Below are 19,431 nucleotides of genomic sequence, written 5' to 3' on the forward strand. Positions count from 1 at the left end.
CCAGGTCATATTACCGCCACGTAAAGTGGACGTAACAGCAAGGGAAAGAAGGCCGACAGTGGTTCATGAGGCACCGGTTGAGCGGAGTCACGCAGGAAAGTCGCCGGACGCGCCGGCACGAAGCGGACAGCGATCGGCGCGGTTGCCCCGTGATGAACGCCGGGCGCAGCTGCTCGCGGCCGCCCAGGAAGTCTTCGTCGCCAACGGCTACCACGGTGCCGCGATGGACGAAATCGCCGAAACCGCCCACGTCAGCAAGCCCGTGCTCTACCAGCACTTCCCGTCCAAACGCGACCTGTACCTGGCCCTGCTGGACAGCCAGCTGAGCAAGCTGACCGGGCTGCTGCTGGGGGCGCTCAACTCCACCACGGACAACGACGAGCGCGTCCAGGCGGTCATGCGGGCCTACTTCCGCTTCATCGCCAGCGACGACCAGGCCCACCGCCTGGTGTTTGAGTCGGACCTGGTCAACGACCCCCATGTCAGCGCCCGGCTGGAAACGTTCAACAAAACCTTCGCCGACGCCGTTGCCCGGGTCATCGCCGAGGACACGAAGCTGCCCGAGCTGGAGGCCCAACTGCTGGGCCGCGGGCTCGCCGGACTGGCGCATGTCAGCGCCCGCTACTGGCTGGAAACCGACGGCAATCTTGACCTCGATGTGGCCAGCGATCTGATCTACCGTTTAGCTTGGCGCGGAATCTCACGCTTCCCCAAGGAAACCTAGACTACAAATAGAGTTGACGCTTTGATATTTGTTGGACTTTGATTGGCTGGGAGGCCTCGCTGTGGAAGTAAAGATCGGCATTCAGAACATCGGCCGCGAAATTGTGCTGGAGTCGGCCCAGGACGCCGACGCCGTGGCCAAGGTGGTCGGCGAAGCCATCACCAAGGGCACTGAGCTGCGCCTGACGGACGAAAAGGGTCGCCAGATCATCGTTCCCGCGAACGTCCTGGGTTATGTTGAAATCGGCGCCGAAGAGGTACGTCGCGTCGGTTTCGGCGCCCTCTAAGAACCACCGCGCCCGCCCGCGGGGCAGCTTCGCTGCTGGCCCCGTCCCCAGATCCGCAAGGAGTCCGAACATGCTTTCCCTGATTGTGGTTGCCCTGGTGACCGTGGCCGCGGGCTTTGTGGTCTGGGCCAACGACAAGAGGCACGCCAAGTACGGCATTGCGGTCCCCGCAGGGGTATCGCTCACCGCCGGGATGGTGAGCTGGATCGTCTTCGTCGCCGCCGGCCTGGGCTACCAGCCCGGGCTGACCTGGATTCCGTGGGTGCTGCCCATGGTGCTGGGCGCAGTTGCCGCCGTGGCGGCCGTGCTGTACCTGGGCAAGACGCGCACCGCGCGCGACACTGCCCGGCTCACCGCCATCCTGCGCTACTAGCCGGCGACTAGGCCGGGCTCGGCGGTGGCGCCGAGCCCGGCTGCTGCCGCGCCGGCGGCAGTTGCCGCGGCGACGTCCCGCCGTGTGACTTTGTCTCCGGCGTCGTGGGAGCTGTAGCGAAGGAACACCCTTCTGAAGCGCCAGTCCAGATCCGGGTGGTGGTTTTGTGCTTCGGCCAGGCTCCCGACGGCGGCGATCAGCTCGAGCGCCGCGGCGGCCGTCGGCGCTTTGTAGACCGTGACGAGGCCCCCGAGCCGGTGTCTCCAGTCCGGCAGCTCCGCCAGGGCGGCGTCGATCTGACTCTCGGTGAGGACGTCCTCGGTTGCCGTCATGGCAGGCTCCCTTTGCTCAGTAGGACAGGTGCTGCGCCGGACCGGCCTACAGGAATTCGGCCCGGCCCTCCATGGCCGAGGAAGCCAGCGCGTGCTCCCGGCGCGGGATCCTCCCGGCCCTTTTTGCCAGCCTACCGGCGATCACCGCGTGCTTGAAGGCTTCCCCCATCAAAACGGGGTTCTGCGCCCGGGTCACGGCCGTCGCCAGCAGCACGGCGTCGCAGCCAAGCTCCATGGCCAGTGCGGCGTCGGAGGCGGTGCCGATTCCGGCGTCGAGGACCACGGGCACCGAGGCCCGCGAGACGATCAATTCGATGTTGTGCGGATTCAGGATGCCCAGGCCGGTGCCGATCGGCGCGCCCAGCGGCATCACCACGGCGGCGCCGAGGTTCTCCAGCCGCAGGGCAAGTACGGGGTCGTCGTTGGTGTATGCAAAAACCTTGAACCCGCGGCCCACGAGCTGCTCGGTGGCCTCCACAAGTTCGACGGCGTCCGGCAGCAGGGTGTGCTCGTCCGCGATGACTTCCAGCTTCACCCAGTCCGTTTCGAGGGCTTCGCGGGCCAGCTCGGCGGTCAGTACCGCGTCCCGGGCCGTGAAACAGCCCGCCGTGTTGGGCAGCACCCGGATGTTGTGGTCCAGCAGCAGCTGAAACAGCGATCCCGCCTCCGCGGGCGAGTAGCGGCGCATCGCGACGGTGGTCAGTTCGGTACCCGAGGCCAGCAGCGCGGCCCCCAGGCCGTCCAGGCTCGGCGCTCCGCCGGTGCCCATGATGAGCCGCGACCCCAGCTGCACGCCGTCGACCGTGAACGGATCCGCGGCGGCAAGCGAGACTCCAGGCGCCGCCGCGAGGGTGGTTTCCCCGGTTTCCTCCATGTTTTTCATCCTCCCTGTACCGCCGTGACCAGTTCGATGTCGTCGCCGTCGGCGAGCGCGGTCCCGTGCCACTGGCTGCGGGGCACCACCTCGGCGTTGCGGGCCACAGCAACCCCGAGTTTCCGGCCGTCCGCGGCCTGGCCGTTCGGGGCCAGCGTCCGGCCGGTGACACCGCTGACGAGGGTGCTCACCGACGCGCCGTCGGGCAGCGTGTGCCCGCTTCCGTTCAGTGTGATATTCATACCGTTTCCTTGCTGTGCTCAGGGGTGTGGTGGGTGCTGGTGGGTGCTGTGTCCCGCGGTCCGGCGGCGAACCTGTCCGGCCGGAAACGGGACCAGCGGGGGTCTTGGGTGCCGTCCAGCAGCTGCCGGCAGATTTCCGCAGCTGCGGGCGTGAGCAGGATTCCATGGCGGAAGAACCCGGTCGCGATGATCAGCCCCGCGGTGTCCCCCTGCCCTCCCGGACCGGCCACCCGGCCCAGCAGCGGCGCGTTGTCCGGGGTCCCGGGGCGTGCCCGGGCGGTGGCCTCGAGCAGTTCGAGTTCGGCGACGGCGGGGAGCAGCTGCATGGCGTCGCGCAGCAGCTGGTACACACCGCCGGCAGACACTGCGGCACAGGCCGGGACTCCGCCGGACGGAACACCCGCCCGCCTGCTTTCGCCGGGGGCGTCCTCCCGCTGCGTGGCACCGATGACCACCGTGCCGTCCTGCCGGGGCACGATGTAGACCGGTACCCCGCGGACCAGTCCCCGCACGGTGGAGGTCAGCAGCGGGCGCAGTTTCTCCGGCACCCGGAGCCGGAGGATATCGCCGTGGACCGGCCGCAGCGGCAACCGGAGTCCGGCCGGAAGGCCCGCGAGCGCGTTCGCCCCCAGGCCGTTGGCGACAATGGTTTCGGTGGCCCGGACGGAGCCGCCGCCGGTGAGGGTGGCGCCGGCCACCCGCCCGTCCCGCCAGACCAGTCCCTCAGCACGCCGGCCGATGGCTTGGCAGCCACTGTCCGCAGCGAGCAGTTCCCGGATGCGGGCGAGCAGGCGGCGCGGGTCCACCTGGTGGTCGGCGGGAATGTCGAAAGCGCAGGAGATGCCCGGGCTCAGGAGCGGTTCGCGCACGCGCGCTTCCCGGACGGTCAGCGGCTCCACGACCAGGCCGGACGCCTGCTGGACTGTGCGCAGGTCCGCGAGCGCCCGGCGGTCGGCGGCGTCGGCCCCCACGGCGAGCGTCGGCGTCGTGAGGTATCCGGTGCTGGTGGCGGCGCCGGTGACCGTCCCGGTGTCCCCCGCTCCGCCCTCAAGTCCGGCGGCAAAAGCCGGCCAGAGGCGGGAGGACTCGAGCATCAGCTCCAGGAGGGCTTCTTCCTGGTAGTGCAGTTCGCTCACGGGGGCGAGCATGCCGGCGGCAGCCCAGCTGGCTCCGCTTCCGGGGGCGTCATCGATCAGGGCAACAGAACGGCCCGAGCGTCGTGCTGCCCAAGCGATCCCGTGGCCGACCACGCCGCCGCCGATCACGGCAACGTCGTAACATTTTCGGGTTTCCGCGTCATCAGCGACGGCGGCAGCCGTCGTGGCTTCACGGCCCGCGGCCGTGCCCGGGGCGGATGTGGTGCCCATGGAGGAGTCCTTCCCTACGCCGGTACTAACCGGATCAGGTCAAGCGGTCGGCTCTGACGCCCTCTCAGCCTGCCGGTGCCGGACGCTGGTGGCGTGATCGGCGGCGGGCTCCCGCGGTATTGGCCCAGTTTAGAGGAACTAGGCTGGAGGCATGAGCCAGGATGCCGTCCCCACCGCTGCCCGCCTGTACCTTTGCACCGATGCCAGACAGGACCGCGGCGACTTTGCGGACTTCGTCGACGCGGCATTTGCCGGCGGCGTCGACATCATCCAGCTGCGCGACAAGTCACTGGAGGCGGCGGAGGAGCTGGAGCTCCTCGAGGTCCTGCACCGGGCGGCCCACCGTCATGGCCGGCTCTGGGCCGTCAACGACCGGGCGGACCTCGCCTCGCTCTCCGAAGCTCCGGTGTTCCATATTGGGCAGAAGGACATACCCCTCGGGGCCGCCAGGACGTTCCTGGGCCAGGACGCCATTATCGGGCTGTCCACCCATACCCCTGAGCAGGTGGACGCGGCCATTGCCGCCGCAGCCGTCCGCGGCGGCCTGGACTACTTCTGCGTCGGGCCGGTGTGGGCCACCCCCACGAAGCCGGGGCGCGCCGCAGTCGGACTCGAGCTGGTGCGCTACGCGGCGGACGCGATCCGCCGCGCTCAGGCCCCTGCGGGAAAGAGTGAGGAGGGGAAGAGCGCCGAAGGCACAGCGGCAGGCACGGTGCCGTGGTTCGCGATCGGCGGCATTGACCTCGGAAATGTGGAGCAGGTGGTGGAGGCGGGCGCACGCAGGATCGTGGTGGTCCGCGCCATCACCGAGGCCGACGATCCCGCCGGCGCCGCCCGCGCCCTGCTCGACGCGCTCGACGCCGCGGAGGACTGAGGGCAACGGGAACCGGTCCGGGTCAGGGCCGGTCCGGGCAGGGCCGGTCCGGGCAGGGCCGGTCCGGGAAGGCTCAGCCGGTGAGGCCAAGCTGCGTCATCCGGCGCGCGTGGTTGGCCGCGAGCTCCGCCATCAGCCCGCGGACCAGTTCCTTGGACGCGTCCTCATCCGCGCCGGCCAGTCCGCCGAGGAACGCGTGCTCAAAACTTACCCGCTGCGCCTGGGTCAGGGCTTCCCCCAGCAGCCGCCGGGCCCACAGTGCCAACCGGGACGCCAGCCGCGGGTCATCGGCGAGGGCGGACTTGAGCCGCTCCCGCAGCACCGCTGTGGCCTCCTCATCGGCCTGGATCTGCTCCACCAGGGCCCGCGTCCCGGCGTCGACGTAGCGCGAAACGGCGCGGTAGAAATCGGCGGAGACGGTGTCGATCACATACGCCTTCATGAGGGATTCGTACCAGTCCGCCGGGCGGGTGCGTTCGTGGAAGTGGTCCACGGACGGCTGGAACGGCAGCATGGCAGCCTCCACGTCCAGGCCCATCCCCTCGAGCCTGGCGCGCACCAGTTCGTAGTGCTGGAACTCGATCACGGCGATCCGGCCCAGGACCGCGCGGTCGTGCAGGGACGGTGAATACCTCGCATCGGAGGAAAGCCGCTCGAAGGCAGACAACTCGCCGTAGGCCATCACACCGAGCAGATCCTTGAGGAAGCTGTTGTAACGGGCGGGATCGGCCGGGGATGTACTCATGATCCAAGACTAATGGCGCAAATGAAGCTAATCTGATTTTCGTGTCCCATCATCGCCTGACCCCGAGCGTCCACCGGCAGGAGAACCAGCTTGCCGAGGCGCTCAGCGCGCTGCGCACAACGCTTGAACTGCCGGGCCCCTTCCCCGAGGACGCGCTCCGGGAGGCCAAGGAGGCGGTGGCCGGCCACGAGCTGCCGGAGCTGGATTTCACGCACATCGAGTTCGTGACCATCGATCCGGAGTCTTCCACCGACCTGGACCAGGCCCTGTTCATCGACCGTTCCGGTGAGGGCTACAAGGTCTACTACGCCATCGCCGACGTCCCCTCCTTCGTGGCACCGGGCGGGGCCCTCGACGCCGAGACGCGCCGCCGCGGCCAGACCTTCTATACCCCTGACGGCCGGATCCCGCTGCACCCGGAAGTCATCAGCGAGGAAGCCGGAAGCCTGCTGGCCGGCCAGACCTGTGCCGCGTTCGTGTGGGAATTCGAGCTGGACTCCGCCGCCGACGTATCCGATGTGCGGGTCCGGCGCGCTGCCGTCCGCAGCCGCGCCAAACTCAGTTACCCGGGGGTGCAGGCCGATCTCGACGCCGGCACCGCCGAGCCCGTGCTGCAGCTGCTCAAGGAAGTCGGGAACAAGCGGGTGGAGCTGGAACGGCTTCGCGGCGGCGCCAGCCTGAACATGCCGGAACAGGAAATCGAACAGCTGCCCGACGGCGGCTACCGGATTGTCGCTGCCCCGCCGCTGCCGGTGGAGGACTGGAACGCGCAGATTTCCTTGATGACGGGAATGGCCGCCGCCGGGATCATGCTGCAGGGCAAGGTGGGCATCCTGCGCACCATGCCGGCCCCGGATGCGGCCTCACTGGCGCATTTCCACCGCCAGACCCGCGCGCTGGGAAAGCCCTGGGACGGCGAAATGAGCTACGGAGAATACCTGCGCACCCTCGATCCCACGGACCCGCAGCAGCTGGCGATCGTGCACTCGGCCGGGATGCTGTTTCGCGGCGCCGGTTACACACCGTTCGACGGAACGGTTCCCGAGGCCGCCATCCAGGCCGCGATCGGCGCCGCCTACGCCCACTCCACGGCCCCGCTGCGCCGGCTGATCGACCGCTTCGTCCTGGTGATCTGCGAGGCACTCAGCAACGGCACCGAGGTCCCTTCGTGGGCCCGCGAGGCCCTGCCGTCCCTGCCCTCGATCATGGGGGCCTCGGACCAGCTGGCCGCGAAACTGGAGCGCCTCTCGCTCGACACGGTCGAGGCCGCCCTGCTGGTCAACCATGTCGGCCAGGAGTTCGACGCGGTGGTGATCTCCGGATCCAAACCCGCCCGCAACGGCAAGAACGGGAACGGCAAGAACGGGAACGGCGGCACCAAGCCGGGCAACGGCAACGGGCCCTCCGGGATCGTGCAGATCGCCGAGCCCGCGGTCACAGCCCGCTGCCCCGGCGAACTGGAACCCGGGACCCAGGTGCGGGTGCGGATTTTGTCCTCCGACATTGCCACCCGCGAGGTCCGGCTGGAGCTGGTCGGCTAGGCAAAGAGGCCGCGTTCCCGCGCGCCCATCTTTTGCGAGTCAGCGCGGTCCGTCGAGAATCAGGGCCGGGTACAGCTAGACTGGAAGGGTAGATATGGATGCCCGGTCGTTGATTTCCTTGATTTTCGAATTCAACAAGCCCGCCCCTACGCGATCTTGAGACAGACCCGCTGGTCCCCAGTGCCAGCATTTAGATAGCCCGCGATCGGCTTCCACTGGATTTGCTTGCGCGCCTGAGCGTGCTCCGGAACGGCCACCCGGCCGGCCCCGTTGAGCAAGCAGCGCAGCCCAAAATGAATAAGGAAACTCCCCTAGTGAGTGAATTGCACACGCACCAGCTTCTGACCGACGATTCCGGAACGGAAACGATCGAGCCGGAAGAGACCATCATCTCGGACGAAAAGCCGCACGAGATCGCCGAAAAGTCCTTCGCCGACTACAACGTCCGCGCCGATATCGTGGAGTCCCTTGCCGACGCCGGCATTACCCACCCCTTCCCGATCCAGGCCATGACCCTGCCGGTCGCGCTGAGCGGCCATGACATCATTGGCCAGGCCAAGACCGGCACCGGCAAGACCCTCGGCTTCGGCATCCCGGCGCTGCAGCGCGTCGTCGGCCCGGACGACGCGGGCTTCGACTTGCTCCCGGCCCCCGGCGCCCCGCAGGCCCTCGTGATCGTCCCGACCCGCGAGCTGGCCGTCCAGGTTGCCAGCGACCTGCAGAACGCCGCCCGCAAGCGCAACGCCCGTATCACCACGATCTACGGCGGCCGCGCCTATGAGCCGCAGGTCGAGGCCCTGCAGAAAGGCGTCGAAGTTGTTGTCGGCACGCCCGGCCGCCTCATCGACCTGTACAAGCAGAAGCACCTCGTCCTGAAGAACGTCAAAATGGTCATCCTGGACGAGGCCGACGAAATGCTGGACCTCGGCTTCCTGCCCGACGTCGAGACCCTCATCGCCGGCACGCCGGCCGTCCGCCAGACGCTGCTGTTCTCCGCCACCATGCCGGGCCCGGTCATCGCCATGGCCCGCCGCTACATGACGCAGCCGACCCACATCCGCGCCGCCGACCCGGACGACGAAGGCCTCACCAAGCGCGACATCCGCCAGCTGATCTACCGTGCCCACAGCATGGACAAGATCGAGGTGGTGGCCCGCATCCTGCAGGCGCGCGGCCGCGGCCGCACCATCATCTTCACCAAGACCAAGCGGACCGCCGCCAAGGTTGCCGAGGAACTCGTGGATCGCGGGTTCGCCGCAGCCGCCATTCACGGCGACCTCGGCCAGGGCGCCCGCGAGCAGGCGCTCCGCGCCTTCCGCAATAACAAGGTGGACGTCCTCGTCGCCACCGACGTCGCCGCCCGCGGCATCGACGTCGACGACGTCACGCACGTCATCAACTACCAGTGCGTCGAAGACGAAAAGATCTACCTGCACCGTGTGGGCCGCACCGGCCGCGCCGGCAACAAGGGCACGGCCGTGACCTTCGTCGACTGGGACGACATGCCCCGCTGGGGCCTGATCAACAAGGCCCTGGGCCTGAGCGTCCCGGAGCCGGTGGAAACGTACTCCTCCTCGCCGCACCTTTACGAGGAACTCGACATCCCCGAGGGCACCAAGGGCCGTCTTCCCCGCGACAAGCGCGTGCTGGCCGGCGTCGACGCCGAAGTCCTGGAGGACCTGGGCGAGACCGGCAAGAAGAACACAGGCGGCCGTGACAGCGCCCGCAGCGGCGGGCGCGACAGTGCCCGTAGCGGCGGCAGCACGGGCGGCCGCGACGGAAGCCGCGGCGGCTCACGCGACAGCGGCCGCGACACCCGCCGCAGCGGTGGCGCCGGCGGCGGAAAAGACAGCGGCCGCTCCGGCGACCGCCGTCGTCGTCCCGCAGAGGCCGACGCCAGCACCGGGCCCGCTGCCGAGGCTCCGGCCACGGCTACCGCAAGCGCGCCGACCGAGGTTGACCGCGCCACCCGTGCACGCCGCCGCACCCGGACGCGCCGCCGCAACGGCGAAGTGGTCGCAGGCGAGCCGCAGGCCGGGGCTCCGGCCCGCAGCACCGAGGCCTAAACCCCTTTATGACTAACACCGTCTGGGCGCCGGACGGCAGCAGTCTGGTGGTACACGCGGACAACGCGGAGTACCTCCCGACGCTGCCGGACGGCGCCTTCACACTGATTTATGTGGACCCGCCCTTCAACACGGGCCGGGTCCAGAAGCGCCAGGAAACCAAAATGGTGCTCAACGCCGGCGGCGAGGGCGACCGGGTCGGGTTCAAGGGCCGCTCCTACGACACGATCAAGGGCGCCCTGCACAAGTACGATGACGCGTTCAGCGACTACTGGACCTTCCTGGAGCCACGGCTCGTCGAGGCGTGGCGGCTGCTCGCGGACGACGGCACCCTGTACCTGCACCTGGACTACCGCGAGGTGCACTACGCCAAGGTCATGCTCGACGCTATTTTCGGCCGCGAGTGCTTCCTCAACGAGATCATCTGGGCCTACGACTACGGTGCGCGCGCCAAATTCCGCTGGCCCACCAAACACGACAACATCCTCGTCTACGTCAAGAACCCCGCGAAGTACCATTTCGACAGCGCCGAGGTGGACCGTGAACCGTACATGGCGCCCGGCCTCGTCACCCCGGCCAAACGCGAACTCGGCAAGCTGCCCACCGACGTCTGGTGGCACACGATCGTCTCCCCCACCGGCAAGGAAAAGACCGGCTACCCCACGCAGAAGCCCGAGGGACTGATCCGCCGCGTCGTGGCCGCCTCCAGCCGGCCCGGCGACTGGTGCCTGGACTTCTTCGCCGGCTCGGGAACGCTCGGCGCCGTCGCCGCGAAACTGGACCGGAAGTTCGTCTGCGTGGACCAGAACCAGCCCGCGATCGACGTCATGGCCAAGCGCCTCGCCCCGCACGCCACCTTCACCGTTTTCCCACATTAGCCCGTTGCCCTATCACTTATCGGGGCTATTCCGGCCCGATGGGGACCAAAACTGATAGCTCAACGGGCGGGGCGGGGGCGTGTCAGCGGACCACGGGGGTTCCGGTTCCCTGTTCCTCGATCCGGGCAAACACCTCGGGCGAGGTGAGGTTCTCGCCCAGCAGGTTCGGTTTCCCCGCCCCGTGGTAGTCGGAGGACCCCGTAACCAGCAGGCCGTGCCGGGCCGCGAGTTTGCGCAGGAACGCCCGGCCCTCCTCAGGGTTGTCCCGGTGGTCGATTTCCAGCCCCGCCAGCCCGGCGTCGATCATTTCCTGGTACGTCCGCTCCCCCACGATCCGTCCGCGGGCGGACGCCACGGGATGGGCGAACACCGGCACGCCGCCGGCCGCGCGGACCAGTTCGACGGCGAACGCCGGGTCCGGCGCGTAATGCTGCACGTAATAGCGTGAGTGCGAGGTCAGGATGGAATCGAATGCCTCGGTGCGGTCCGCCACCACGCCCGCGGCGACCAGCGCGTCGGCGATGTGCGGCCGGCCCAGGGTGGCGCCCGGCGCCACATGGTGGATCACATCGTCCCAGCTCAGCGGGTAGTCCTCCGCGAGCAGGCTGACCATCCGCTCGGCCCGGGTGAAGCGGGCGTCCTTGGCCTTGGTGATTTCCTCCAGCAGCCCGGGGTGCGCGGGGTCGTGCAGGTAGCAGAGGAGGTGCACGCTGATCCCCTCCGTCGTCCGGCAGGAAATCTCCATCCCGGGCACCAGCGCCACACCGTATTCGCGGGCACCCACCGCGGCCTCGGCCCAGCCGTCGGTGGAGTCATGGTCGGTCAGGGCCACGACGTCGAGGCCCGCCTCCGCAGCCGAAGCCATCACGGCGCCGGGTGCTTGGGTGCCGTCGGAAACGTTCGAGTGGGCATGCAGGTCGATCCTCACCTCATCAGCCTAGTAGATCGACGCGGCGGCGCCCCCGGTTCAACGCCCCGGCCTGTTGGCCTAAGCCGCTCCGCTGGTGAGACTATGGGACGGTGAACGATGCAGATAACACCCAAGTCTCCGCTTCCCAGCCCCTCGATGAGCGCGTCAACAACCGCTCCCAGCGGCCCAGTTCCGACGCCTTCAAGGCGTTTATGGCCAGCAACTGGGCCCCGACCAGCGAGCAGCTGCCGGAACGCGACGCCGTCGCCGGGCACGCCGCCACCCGCCGTCGCGCCATTTCAGAGCAGTTCAAAGGCGAACGCCTGGTCATTCCCGCCGGTCCGCTGAAGGTCCGCTCGAACGACTGCGATTACCGCTTCCGCCCGCACTCCGGCTTCGCGCACCTCACCGGCCTGGGCCTGGACCACGAGCCCGACGCCGTGCTCATCCTGGAGCCCGTGGAGGAAGGCAAGGGCGACGACGGCGGCCACCACCGCGCCACGCTGTACTTCCGTCCGCTGGCCGGCCGCGATACCGAACAGTTCTACGCCGACTCCCGCTCCGGCGAATTCTGGATCGGCGCCCGTCCCACCCTGGCCGAGTTCAAGGCCCGCCTCGGCCTGGACACCGCGCACATCAGCGAGCTGGAGCTCGGAATCACCAAGAACGTCGGCGCCCCCGAAATCGGCGGGATCTCCATCCGGCTGGTGCGGAAGGTGGACGAGAACATCGACGCCCTCGTGGATACTGCCCGCTACAACACCGCCAAGGACCCGGAGAACCTGGACCTGGGCATCCTGGACGCCCTCGACGAGAAGCTCTCCGAGGCACTGTCCGAACTGCGCCTGCTCAAGGATGAGTGGGAAATCGAGCAGATGAAGACCGCCGTCGCCGCCACCGTGCAGGGGTTCACCGAAGTCGTCAAGGTCCTGCCGCGGGCGCTCACCCACCAGCGCGGCGAGCGCGTCGTCGAAGGCGCGTTCTTCGCCCGCGCCCGGGAGGAAGGCAACGAGCTCGGCTACGACACCATCGCGGCCTCCGGCAACAACGCCACGGTGCTGCACTGGACCCGGAACACCGGCAAGGTCAACGCTGGCGAACTGCTGCTCCTCGACGCCGGGGTCGAGGCGGATTCCCTCTACACCGCGGACATCACCCGCACCCTGCCGGCCACCGGCACGTTCTCCGACATCCAGCGCAAGGTCTACGAGGCCGTGCTTGACGCCGCCGACGCCGGTTTTGCCGCCGCGCAGCCGGGCACCCGGTTCCGCGACATCCACACGGCCGCGACCACCGTACTGGCGGAACGGCTGGCCGATTGGGGCCTGCTGCCGGTTTCCGTGGAGGAGGCCATCAGTGCCGAGGGCCAGCAGCACCGCCGCTGGATGCCGCACGGCACCAGCCACCACCTGGGCCTGGACGTGCATGACTGCGCCCAGGCCAAGCGCGAGCTGTACCTCGACGGCATCCTTACCCCCGGCATGGTCTTCACGATCGAACCCGGACTGTACTTCAAGGACGAGGACCTCGCCATTCCCGCGGAATACCGCGGCATCGGCGTGCGCATCGAGGACGACATCCTGATGACCGCCGACGGCCCCGTCAACCTCAGCGCGGCACTGCCCCGCAAGGCCGACGACGTCGAGTCCTGGATGGCGGGAATCTACCAGGAAGCAGACGGCCAGACGCCGTAGCGCCGCGCCCCACCCGCAGCCGCTGCCACAAAGTTGCTGACACAAAGAAGGCCTCCGCCCGGATCACACCGGGCGGAGGCCTTCTGCGTTACAAGCTAGTGCCGCGAGCCGTCCTGGCCGGGCTCCTGCTTGGGTGCATCGCTGACGCGGACGCCGTACTGCGGGCGGCCATCGGGCAGGTCCGGGTAGGCGAACCCGCTGGGCTTGGCTGGCTCTTCAGCGGCCTGCTCTGCGTCGGTTGATCCGTCCGGCTGGCGGGAAGGCTCCGCAGGCTGCTGGTTTACCGCCGGCTGGTTACCGGGCTGCTGGTTAGGAGGCTGCCATCCGCCGGCAGGCTGTCCGCCGGACTCGGGACCCCGCTGGCCGTAGGGGTCATTCCAGCCCGCGGGGCGCTGCGGGGCATGGCCTTCCGGGCCGGGCTGCCGGGGACCCTGCTCGGGACCGGGCTGGTACGGCTGATGCTGGTAGTCGCGCTGGGAATAGCCGGGAGTACCCGCGGACGCCGACGCGTCATGCTGCGTCATTGGCAGCTGGTGGAGCAGCCGGCGCGCCTCGTTGGCCGCTTCGAAGGAAACCACGACGTCGTAGTTGGTCGCCACCACCTGGCTCGTGGAGGTGAAGTCCCGCTTCCCCCGCTGCATGGCGTAGGTGACGATGCCGAACAGCATAAAGAACGCCGCACCCATCAGCACCGAGGTCACAATCGAGAAGTACCCGCCCGTCTCGGAGAAGAAGGACAGCATCACGCCAACGAACAGGCCGAACCACATGCCGCTCAGCGCCCCGGAGAGTGCCACCCGGGGATACGAGAGCCTGCCTGTGACCCGCTCAACCATCTTCAGGTCGTTACCGACGATCGAGACCATCTGCACCGGGAACTGCTGGTCCGCGAGGTAGTCCACCGCCTTCTGGGCATCCAGGTAGGAGTTGTAGGAGCCAACAGTGTCGCCCTTGGGAACACTGCGCGCCTCGTCCGGGCCGTTGGGGGCGCCAGCCCTGGGAGCTCCAAAAATGTTTGACATATGCCTATTCTTACCTATCCGGCTGGGCACTGGCTGCAAATTCAGCTAAAAGAGAGCGGACTCGGTAGCCTGTACAGGTGAGCACAAATCTTTCGCGGGTGTTTGTCGCGCGCCTCCTCGGACTCGACGTCTTCGACCCACTGGGCGACCGTCTGGGCCGGCTGCGCGATGTCGTTGTGCTCTCCCGCGGCACCCGGGGCGCCCCGCACGTGGTGGGCATCGTCGTCGAGGTTCCCGGGAAGAAGCGGGTCTTCGTGCCGATGACCCGGATCACCTCGATCGACCAGACGCAGGTCATCTGCACCGGGCTGGTGAACCTGCGGCGCTTCGAACAGCGCGGCGCCGAAACTCTGGTGGTGGCCGAAATGTTCGACCGCCGCGTCACCCTCGCCGACGGCAGCGGAGACGCCACGATCGAGGACATCGCGATGGACAAGCATCGCTCCGGCGACTGGTTTGTCAGCAAGCTCTTCGTCCGCCGCGGACACTCCCTCTCACCGCTGAGCAGGCTGCGCCGCAACGAGACCCTGATCATTGACTGGGCCGACGCGCAGCAGGGCGCCCGCACCGAGCCCCAGGCCGCCACCGCGTTCGTCGCGACCCACGAGGACCTGAAGCCTGCCGACTTCGCCGAGGCCCTGCAGGAGATGAGCGACAAGCGCCGCTTCGAGGTGGCCAGCGAACTCCAGGACGAACGGCTGGCCGACGTCCTGCAGGAGATGCCCGAAGGCGACCAGGTGGAGATCCTCTCCGCCCTCGACGTGAACCGCGCCGCGGACGTGCTCGAGGAGATGGACCCGGACGACGCCGCCGACCTTCTCGCCGAACTCCCCAGCGCCCAGGCCGAAGAGCTGCTCCAGCTGATGGAACCCGAAGGTGCCGAGGACGTCCGCCGGCTGCTCGAATACGACGAGGACACCGCCGGCGGCCTGATGACGCCGGTTCCGGTCATCCTGCCCCCGGAGGCCACCGTGGCCGAAGCCCTCGCGCACGTCCGCCGCGAGGAGCTCTCCCCCGCCCTGGCCTCGTCGATCTTCATTGCCCGGCCGCCGCTGGAGACCCCCACGGGCCGTTTCCTCGGCGTCGTCCACATCCAGCAACTTCTGCGCTTCCCGCCGCCCGAACCGCTGGGCAACCTCGTGGACAAGACCCTGGAACCGGTGTCCGACCAGGCCCACATCAGCGAGGTGGCCCGCACGCTGGCCACCTACAACCTCAACTCGCTCCCCGTCGTCAACAGCGACGGTCGGCTTGTGGGGGCGGTGACTGTTGACGATGTGCTGGATCATCTGCTGCCCGATGACTGGCGCGCCCACGAGGACGATGTCCCGATAAGGAAGCTTGGAGGCCGCATTGGCTGATAACAGCGCACCACGGAACCCCCACGTCCGGACGGGCAGCAAATCGTCCAAGGGAAGCCTCGATACCCCCCTGAGCGGCCGGCAGCGGATCCTGCCGAAGTTCTCCCCCAACCCGGACGCGTTCGGCCAGACCACGGAAGGCTTTGCCCGTTTTATGGGCACGCCGCAGTTCCTGGTCTACATGACGGTGTTCGTCGTGATCTGGCTGGCGTGGAACACGTTTGCCCCGGAGGACTGGCAGTTCGATTCCCGGGCCCTCGGTTTCACCCTGCTGACCCTGATGCTCTCGCTTCAGGCCTCGTACGCGGCTCCTCTGTTGCTCCTGGCCCAGAACCGGCAGGACGACCGTGACCGCGTCTCCCTGGAGCAGGACCGCCAGCGCGCCGAGCGGAACCTCTCCGACACCGAGTACCTCACCCGGGAACTCGCGTCGCTGCGGATCGCCCTGCGGGAAGTCGCCACCCGCGATTACGTCCGGGCCGAACTCCGCAGCCTGCTGGAGGACATGCTGGAGGCGCAGGAGGAACTGCGCACCCATGACCCCTCGGCCGGCGCGCACGAGTCGCCGCGGGACAAGGTCAAGGAAAAGCTGAAGGAACGGCGCGACAAGCAGCGCAGCCCCCGCACCCAGCAGATCCCCCGGGTCAAGGCCGACGGCAGGAACGAGCCCAGAACCAGCAAGCGGGCCACCACGACGCCGGACACGCTTCGAGGCGGCTCGCCGGACACCGCCGGAGCCCCGGCACACCCTGCTTCCCCCGAGAGCTGAGCATTCACGCATGAACCCCACCCAGGACAACAGCCTCCAGGGCACCTCCCCGGCCACTTCCGTGGAGCAGGCAGTCCACGCCGCACTGGCCACCGTGATCGACCCCGAACTCCGCCGTCCCATCACCGAGCTGGGCATGGTGGACACGGTGGAGGTCTCCGGCGGCGGCCGGGTGCGGCTGGCGGTGCTCCTGACCATTGCCGGCTGCCCCCTGCGTGGCACCATCACCGCTGACTGCGAGGCCGCGCTGGCCGCCGTACCCGGCGTAACCGGCGTCGACGTCGAACTGAAGGTCATGACACAGGAGCAGCGCGACGCCCTCAAGGAACAGCTCCGCGGCCCGGGCGGGCAGCGCGGGATCCCGTTCAACGAACCCGGCTCGCTGACCAAGGTGTATGCGGTCGCGAGCGGCAAGGGCGGGGTGGGCAAGTCCTCCGTGACGGTGAACCTCGCCTGCGCGCTGGCCGCCCAGGGGCTGCGCGTGGGAATCGTGGACGCGGACGTCTACGGCTTCTCCGTCCCGGCGCTGATGGGCATCACCCAGGCCCCCACCCGGGTGGACGACATGATCCTGCCGCCGGTGGCCTACGGCGTCAAAGTCATCTCCATCGGTATGTTCGTCACCGGCAACCAGCCGGTCGCCTGGCGCGGGCCCATGTTGCACAGGGCCCTGGAGCAGTTCCTCACGGACGTCTACTTCGGCGACCTCGACGCGCTCTTCCTGGACCTTCCGCCCGGAACCGGAGACATCGCCATCTCCGTGGCGCAGCTCCTGCCGAAAGCGCAGATCCTGGTGGTGACCACGCCGCAGGCTGCTGCCGCGGACGTGGCCGAGCGGGCGGGAGCCATCGCGACCCAGACCGGCCAGAGCGTCGCCGGGGTCGTGGAAAACATGTCCTACCTGGAAATGCCCGACGGCGGCCGGATGGAGCTGTTCGGCAGCGGCGGCGGCGCTGTGCTGGCCGAACGGCTGTCCGCCACGGTGGGAACCGACGTTCCGCTGCTGGGACAGATCCCGCTGGACATCCTGCTGCGGGAGGGTGGCGACGCCGGGGTTCCCCTGGTGCTGGGCCGTCCCGAGACGCCGTCCGCTGTGGCGCTACTGGACATCGCTGGGAAGCTCTCCGCGGCCCCGCGCGGGCTGAGCGGACTGTCCCTGGGCCTGCAGCCGCGCTAGGTAGCTTCCGAGTCGAAGGGTGCGGGCTCGCCGTCCCCGAGGCGCTCCATCACGCGGGCCGGACGGCGGTCCGTGGCCGCGGAGGCTGCAGCCACGGTGGCTGCGGCGGCCGGGGCGCCGGTGCTGACCGGCTTGGTGTCATCGTCCAGCAGCGCTTCCTTGATGATCCTGCGCGGATCGTACTGCCGGGGATCGTATTTCTTCCAGTCGACATCATCGATATCGATGCCGACTTCATCCTTGATCTGCTCCCGCGCCCCGGACGCCATCCGGCGGACTTCCTTGACGATGTTGGCAAGTTTCTGGGTGTATTCGGGCAGCCTGCTGGGACCAATCACCAGAAGTCCGATGATCAGCAGAAGTAAGAACTCCGGTCCATTGATTCCAAGCACTGTAGGAAGATTACCCTCTCAATTGGAGCTGGGACGATTCGGCCCTGACACACGGTGCATGGCCCCGGCAGAACCGCCGGTCACGGGGCCAGCAGCTCCAGAATCCTGCCCAGGCCGCGCTCCAGCCGGGCGGTGACGTTGTGCCCGGCGCCGGTCCCCGCCCCGTCTCCGCCGGCCGCACCCGGCGACAGGGTGCCGGCGCGCACCAATGCGGCCAGGCCGTCGTCGGCCTGCTCCGCTGCCTGGTCCGAGACGTAGGTGAACGTGGCATCGCCGGACTCGTAGATGGCCGCGAAGGGGGAAGCATGGTTGACCCACAGGACACCGCCGGCCGGAACCGTCTCGGTGGTAAAGCCATCCGACGCCGCGGACCGGCCCGTGAGCACATTGACCGGCGCCTGGGGGGAAGAATGCGACACATCGCCCGGCGTAGCGGACCGTGCGGGCCGGCTGCCGTGCTGTTCGAGGATGATCGCGAAATTCCGGCCGTCGGTGAGGCGCAGTTCCACAATGTTGACGCCGGCCAGCACCCCGCCCCTGGCCCAGACCAGGTGATAGCCGAGTTCACGGAGCTCGGGGCACGTCCAGCCCTCGGAGCGCAGCGTGGAGAGCTGCGCCGCAGTGAGGGCTCCGGCCGGGGTGAAATCCGGTTCGCCGGTGAGGCTCCAGCCGGCGGGCGGCCCCGCCGCGGCGTCGGCGGCGGCCGGCGCGGAGGCTGAGAGGTCCCGCTGCAGGAAAACTGAGGCCGGCGTTCCGCCGGCCAGCGGGGCGGGCTCGCCGCCCATCAGGTAGGCCGATCCTCCGAGCAGGGCCGCTGCGGCCGCGGCGCTGCCGGCGACCAGCACGGCAGCCCGGATTGCCGGACGAAAGCCGCGGGCAGCAGGTACGTCGGCGGACAGCCGGTATGTCGCAGGCTTTCCGTTTCGGGCCAGTTCCTCGGTGCGAGCCAGCAGTCGCGCTGTCAGGTCATCGCTGGCCTTGGGGACTTCAGCTCCCCGCAGCCGCTCCAGGTACTCACGCTCCCGGCGCAGCCGCAGCCGGCATTCCGCACACGATTCCACGTGCTGGCGCCGCCCGTCATGGCCGCGGCGCAACAGTCGTTTCAGCAGACGCATCGCCTGGTTCAGAGGAGACCGGCGATGCGCGGCATCTTGAGCCGCGGCTTCAGCGAGGTCTTGGCGGACTGCTGCGGCCGCGGGTCGCGGTGCGCCAGCTTCTCCCGCAGCATGGTCCGTCCGCGGTGGATCCTGGAGCGGACAGTCCCGAGCTTGATGCCCAGGGCGACGGCCACCTCGTCGTAGGACAGCCCCTCGAGGTCGCAGAGCACGACGGCGGCGCGGAAGTCCGGGGGCAGCTCTTCCAGGGCGGCCTGGACATCGACGTCAAGGTTGTTGAATTCAAAACTCTGTTCCGGCCCGGGTTCGCGTCCGGGCAGGCGGGATTCGGCGTCTTCTGCCAGCGCGTCAAAGCGGATCCGGCTCTTACGCCGGGCCTGGTCCAGGAAAAGGTTGGTGGTGATCCGGTGCAGCCAGCCGTCCAGGGTGCCGGGCTTGAAGTTCTCGAGCGAGCGGAACACGCGGACGAACACTTCCTGGGTGAGGTCCTCGGCGTCGTACTTGTTGCCGGTGAGCCGGTACGCGAGGCGGTACACCTTCGCGGAGTGGTTGGTCACCACTTCCTCCCAGGTGGGCCGGACCCATTCCCCTTCCGCCGCAGGCAGGGACTCTTCAGTTGCAGGGACAGCTGCCACTACCGACATTGTCCGCTCCCCTCGTGGATGGTGCTTACGCCGTGGACGGTGCTT

Annotated in this window: 21 protein-coding genes; 11 read left to right on the forward strand and 10 right to left on the reverse strand. The window is 68.6% G+C overall.

The genetic code is table 11. The features are described from left to right. The first annotated feature begins 58 nt into the window (after nucleotides 1-58). The 3 genes from AC6EUH_RS00720 (at nucleotide 59) to AC6EUH_RS00730 (ending at nucleotide 1,383) form a co-directional block, all read left to right on the forward strand. Nucleotides 59-724: a TetR/AcrR family transcriptional regulator gene (locus AC6EUH_RS00720; protein ID WP_499737534.1), complete on the forward strand. Its 666-nt coding sequence runs from the start codon at nucleotides 59-61 to the stop codon at nucleotides 722-724. A gap of 61 nt (nucleotides 725-785) precedes the next feature. Further along, complete coding sequence (locus tag AC6EUH_RS00725) at nucleotides 786-1,010, forward strand: DUF3107 domain-containing protein (protein ID WP_056426621.1); 225 nt, start codon at nucleotides 786-788, stop codon at nucleotides 1,008-1,010. A 70-nt stretch (nucleotides 1,011-1,080) separates the two neighbouring features. Beyond that, a complete protein-coding gene (locus AC6EUH_RS00730) occupies nucleotides 1,081-1,383 on the forward strand; it encodes a hypothetical protein (protein ID WP_056425681.1) in 303 nt (100 codons plus the stop codon). On the opposite strand, the gene AC6EUH_RS00735 is transcribed toward AC6EUH_RS00730, so the two are convergent. From AC6EUH_RS00735 to thiO, 4 genes are read right to left on the reverse strand one after another with little or no spacing between them, the layout of a single operon-like run. Then, nucleotides 1,380-1,715, reverse strand: coding sequence for a 4a-hydroxytetrahydrobiopterin dehydratase (locus tag AC6EUH_RS00735; protein ID WP_499737535.1), 336 nt, complete (start codon nucleotides 1,713-1,715; stop codon nucleotides 1,380-1,382). The genes AC6EUH_RS00730 and AC6EUH_RS00735 overlap by 4 nt on opposite strands. Nucleotides 1,716-1,761: 46 nt before the next feature. Next, nucleotides 1,762-2,589: a thiazole synthase gene (locus tag AC6EUH_RS00740; protein ID WP_499737536.1), complete on the reverse strand. Its 828-nt coding sequence runs from the start codon at nucleotides 2,587-2,589 to the stop codon at nucleotides 1,762-1,764. Between the two features lie 5 nt (nucleotides 2,590-2,594). After that, nucleotides 2,595-2,831: a sulfur carrier protein ThiS gene (gene thiS / locus AC6EUH_RS00745; protein ID WP_499737537.1), complete on the reverse strand. Its 237-nt coding sequence runs from the start codon at nucleotides 2,829-2,831 to the stop codon at nucleotides 2,595-2,597. Further along, complete coding sequence (gene thiO, locus AC6EUH_RS00750; RefSeq protein WP_499737538.1) at nucleotides 2,828-4,198, reverse strand: glycine oxidase ThiO; 1,371 nt, start codon at nucleotides 4,196-4,198, stop codon at nucleotides 2,828-2,830. Before thiO ends, thiS begins: the two co-directional genes overlap by 4 nt. A 151-nt stretch (nucleotides 4,199-4,349) precedes the next feature. Between thiO and AC6EUH_RS00755 the strand changes: the two genes are divergently transcribed. After that, nucleotides 4,350-5,072, forward strand: a complete 723-nt coding sequence (locus AC6EUH_RS00755) for a thiamine phosphate synthase (RefSeq protein ID WP_056425669.1) — start codon at nucleotides 4,350-4,352, stop codon at nucleotides 5,070-5,072. A 73-nt stretch (nucleotides 5,073-5,145) separates the two neighbouring features. Here the strand turns inward: AC6EUH_RS00755 and AC6EUH_RS00760 are convergent, their stop codons facing one another. Next, on the reverse strand, nucleotides 5,146-5,817 hold the full coding sequence (locus AC6EUH_RS00760; protein ID WP_499737539.1) for a ferritin-like fold-containing protein: 672 nt from the start codon (nucleotides 5,815-5,817) through the stop codon (nucleotides 5,146-5,148). A gap of 41 nt (nucleotides 5,818-5,858) precedes the next feature. On the opposite strand from AC6EUH_RS00760, the gene AC6EUH_RS00765 reads away from it, so the two are divergent. The 3 genes from AC6EUH_RS00765 (at nucleotide 5,859) to AC6EUH_RS00775 (ending at nucleotide 10,302) form a co-directional block, all read left to right on the forward strand. Then, on the forward strand, nucleotides 5,859-7,358 hold the full coding sequence (locus AC6EUH_RS00765; protein ID WP_056425663.1) for an RNB domain-containing ribonuclease: 1,500 nt from the start codon (nucleotides 5,859-5,861) through the stop codon (nucleotides 7,356-7,358). A 314-nt stretch (nucleotides 7,359-7,672) separates the two neighbouring features. After that, nucleotides 7,673-9,424 (forward strand): DEAD/DEAH box helicase, encoded by a 1,752-nt coding sequence (locus tag AC6EUH_RS00770; RefSeq protein WP_499737540.1) that lies wholly within the window; start codon nucleotides 7,673-7,675, stop codon nucleotides 9,422-9,424. A gap of 8 nt (nucleotides 9,425-9,432) precedes the next feature. After that, complete coding sequence (locus AC6EUH_RS00775) at nucleotides 9,433-10,302, forward strand: DNA-methyltransferase (protein ID WP_499737541.1); 870 nt, start codon at nucleotides 9,433-9,435, stop codon at nucleotides 10,300-10,302. Between the two features lie 82 nt (nucleotides 10,303-10,384). Here AC6EUH_RS00775 and AC6EUH_RS00780 read toward each other — a convergent pair whose 3' ends face one another. Then, the gene (locus tag AC6EUH_RS00780) at nucleotides 10,385-11,230 is read right to left on the reverse strand and encodes a PHP domain-containing protein (RefSeq protein ID WP_056425654.1); all 846 of its coding nucleotides are present in this window, start codon (nucleotides 11,228-11,230) and stop codon (nucleotides 10,385-10,387) included. A 92-nt stretch (nucleotides 11,231-11,322) separates the two neighbouring features. Here AC6EUH_RS00780 and AC6EUH_RS00785 point away from each other — a divergent pair, with 92 nt between their 5' ends. Next, the gene (locus AC6EUH_RS00785) at nucleotides 11,323-12,906 is read left to right on the forward strand and encodes an aminopeptidase P family protein (RefSeq protein ID WP_056425651.1); all 1,584 of its coding nucleotides are present in this window, start codon (nucleotides 11,323-11,325) and stop codon (nucleotides 12,904-12,906) included. A gap of 95 nt (nucleotides 12,907-13,001) precedes the next feature. On the opposite strand, the gene AC6EUH_RS00790 is transcribed toward AC6EUH_RS00785, so the two are convergent. After that, nucleotides 13,002-13,928, reverse strand: coding sequence for a YflT domain-containing protein (locus AC6EUH_RS00790; RefSeq protein ID WP_499737542.1), 927 nt, complete (start codon nucleotides 13,926-13,928; stop codon nucleotides 13,002-13,004). Nucleotides 13,929-14,005: 77 nt separating this feature from the next. Between AC6EUH_RS00790 and AC6EUH_RS00795 the strand changes: the two genes are divergently transcribed. From AC6EUH_RS00795 to AC6EUH_RS00805, 3 genes are read left to right on the forward strand one after another with little or no spacing between them, the layout of a single operon-like run. Next, nucleotides 14,006-15,289, forward strand: a complete 1,284-nt coding sequence (locus tag AC6EUH_RS00795) for a magnesium transporter MgtE N-terminal domain-containing protein (protein WP_056425646.1) — start codon at nucleotides 14,006-14,008, stop codon at nucleotides 15,287-15,289. Further along, on the forward strand, nucleotides 15,270-16,058 hold the full coding sequence (locus AC6EUH_RS00800) for a DUF1003 domain-containing protein (RefSeq protein ID WP_056425643.1): 789 nt from the start codon (nucleotides 15,270-15,272) through the stop codon (nucleotides 16,056-16,058). Before AC6EUH_RS00795 ends, AC6EUH_RS00800 begins: the two co-directional genes overlap by 20 nt. Nucleotides 16,059-16,068: 10 nt before the next feature. Then, on the forward strand, nucleotides 16,069-17,235 hold the full coding sequence (locus AC6EUH_RS00805) for an Mrp/NBP35 family ATP-binding protein (RefSeq protein WP_499737543.1): 1,167 nt from the start codon (nucleotides 16,069-16,071) through the stop codon (nucleotides 17,233-17,235). Here AC6EUH_RS00805 and AC6EUH_RS00810 read toward each other — a convergent pair. The 3 genes from AC6EUH_RS00810 to sigE all read right to left on the reverse strand — a co-directional run bounded on the left by AC6EUH_RS00810 (nucleotide 17,232) and on the right by sigE (nucleotide 19,386). Then, entirely contained in the window at nucleotides 17,232-17,627 is a 396-nt protein-coding gene (locus AC6EUH_RS00810; RefSeq protein ID WP_499737544.1) for a twin-arginine translocase TatA/TatE family subunit, read from the reverse strand. The genes AC6EUH_RS00805 and AC6EUH_RS00810 overlap by 4 nt on opposite strands. 80 nt (nucleotides 17,628-17,707) lie before the next feature. Beyond that, complete coding sequence (locus AC6EUH_RS00815) at nucleotides 17,708-18,742, reverse strand: hypothetical protein (RefSeq protein ID WP_499737545.1); 1,035 nt, start codon at nucleotides 18,740-18,742, stop codon at nucleotides 17,708-17,710. 8 nt (nucleotides 18,743-18,750) lie between these two features. Then, nucleotides 18,751-19,386, reverse strand: coding sequence for an RNA polymerase sigma factor SigE (gene sigE / locus AC6EUH_RS00820; protein WP_056425632.1), 636 nt, complete (start codon nucleotides 19,384-19,386; stop codon nucleotides 18,751-18,753). Nucleotides 19,387-19,431: the final 45 nt, after the last annotated feature.

It is taken from the genome of Arthrobacter sp. 001422645 (assembly GCF_059816125.1).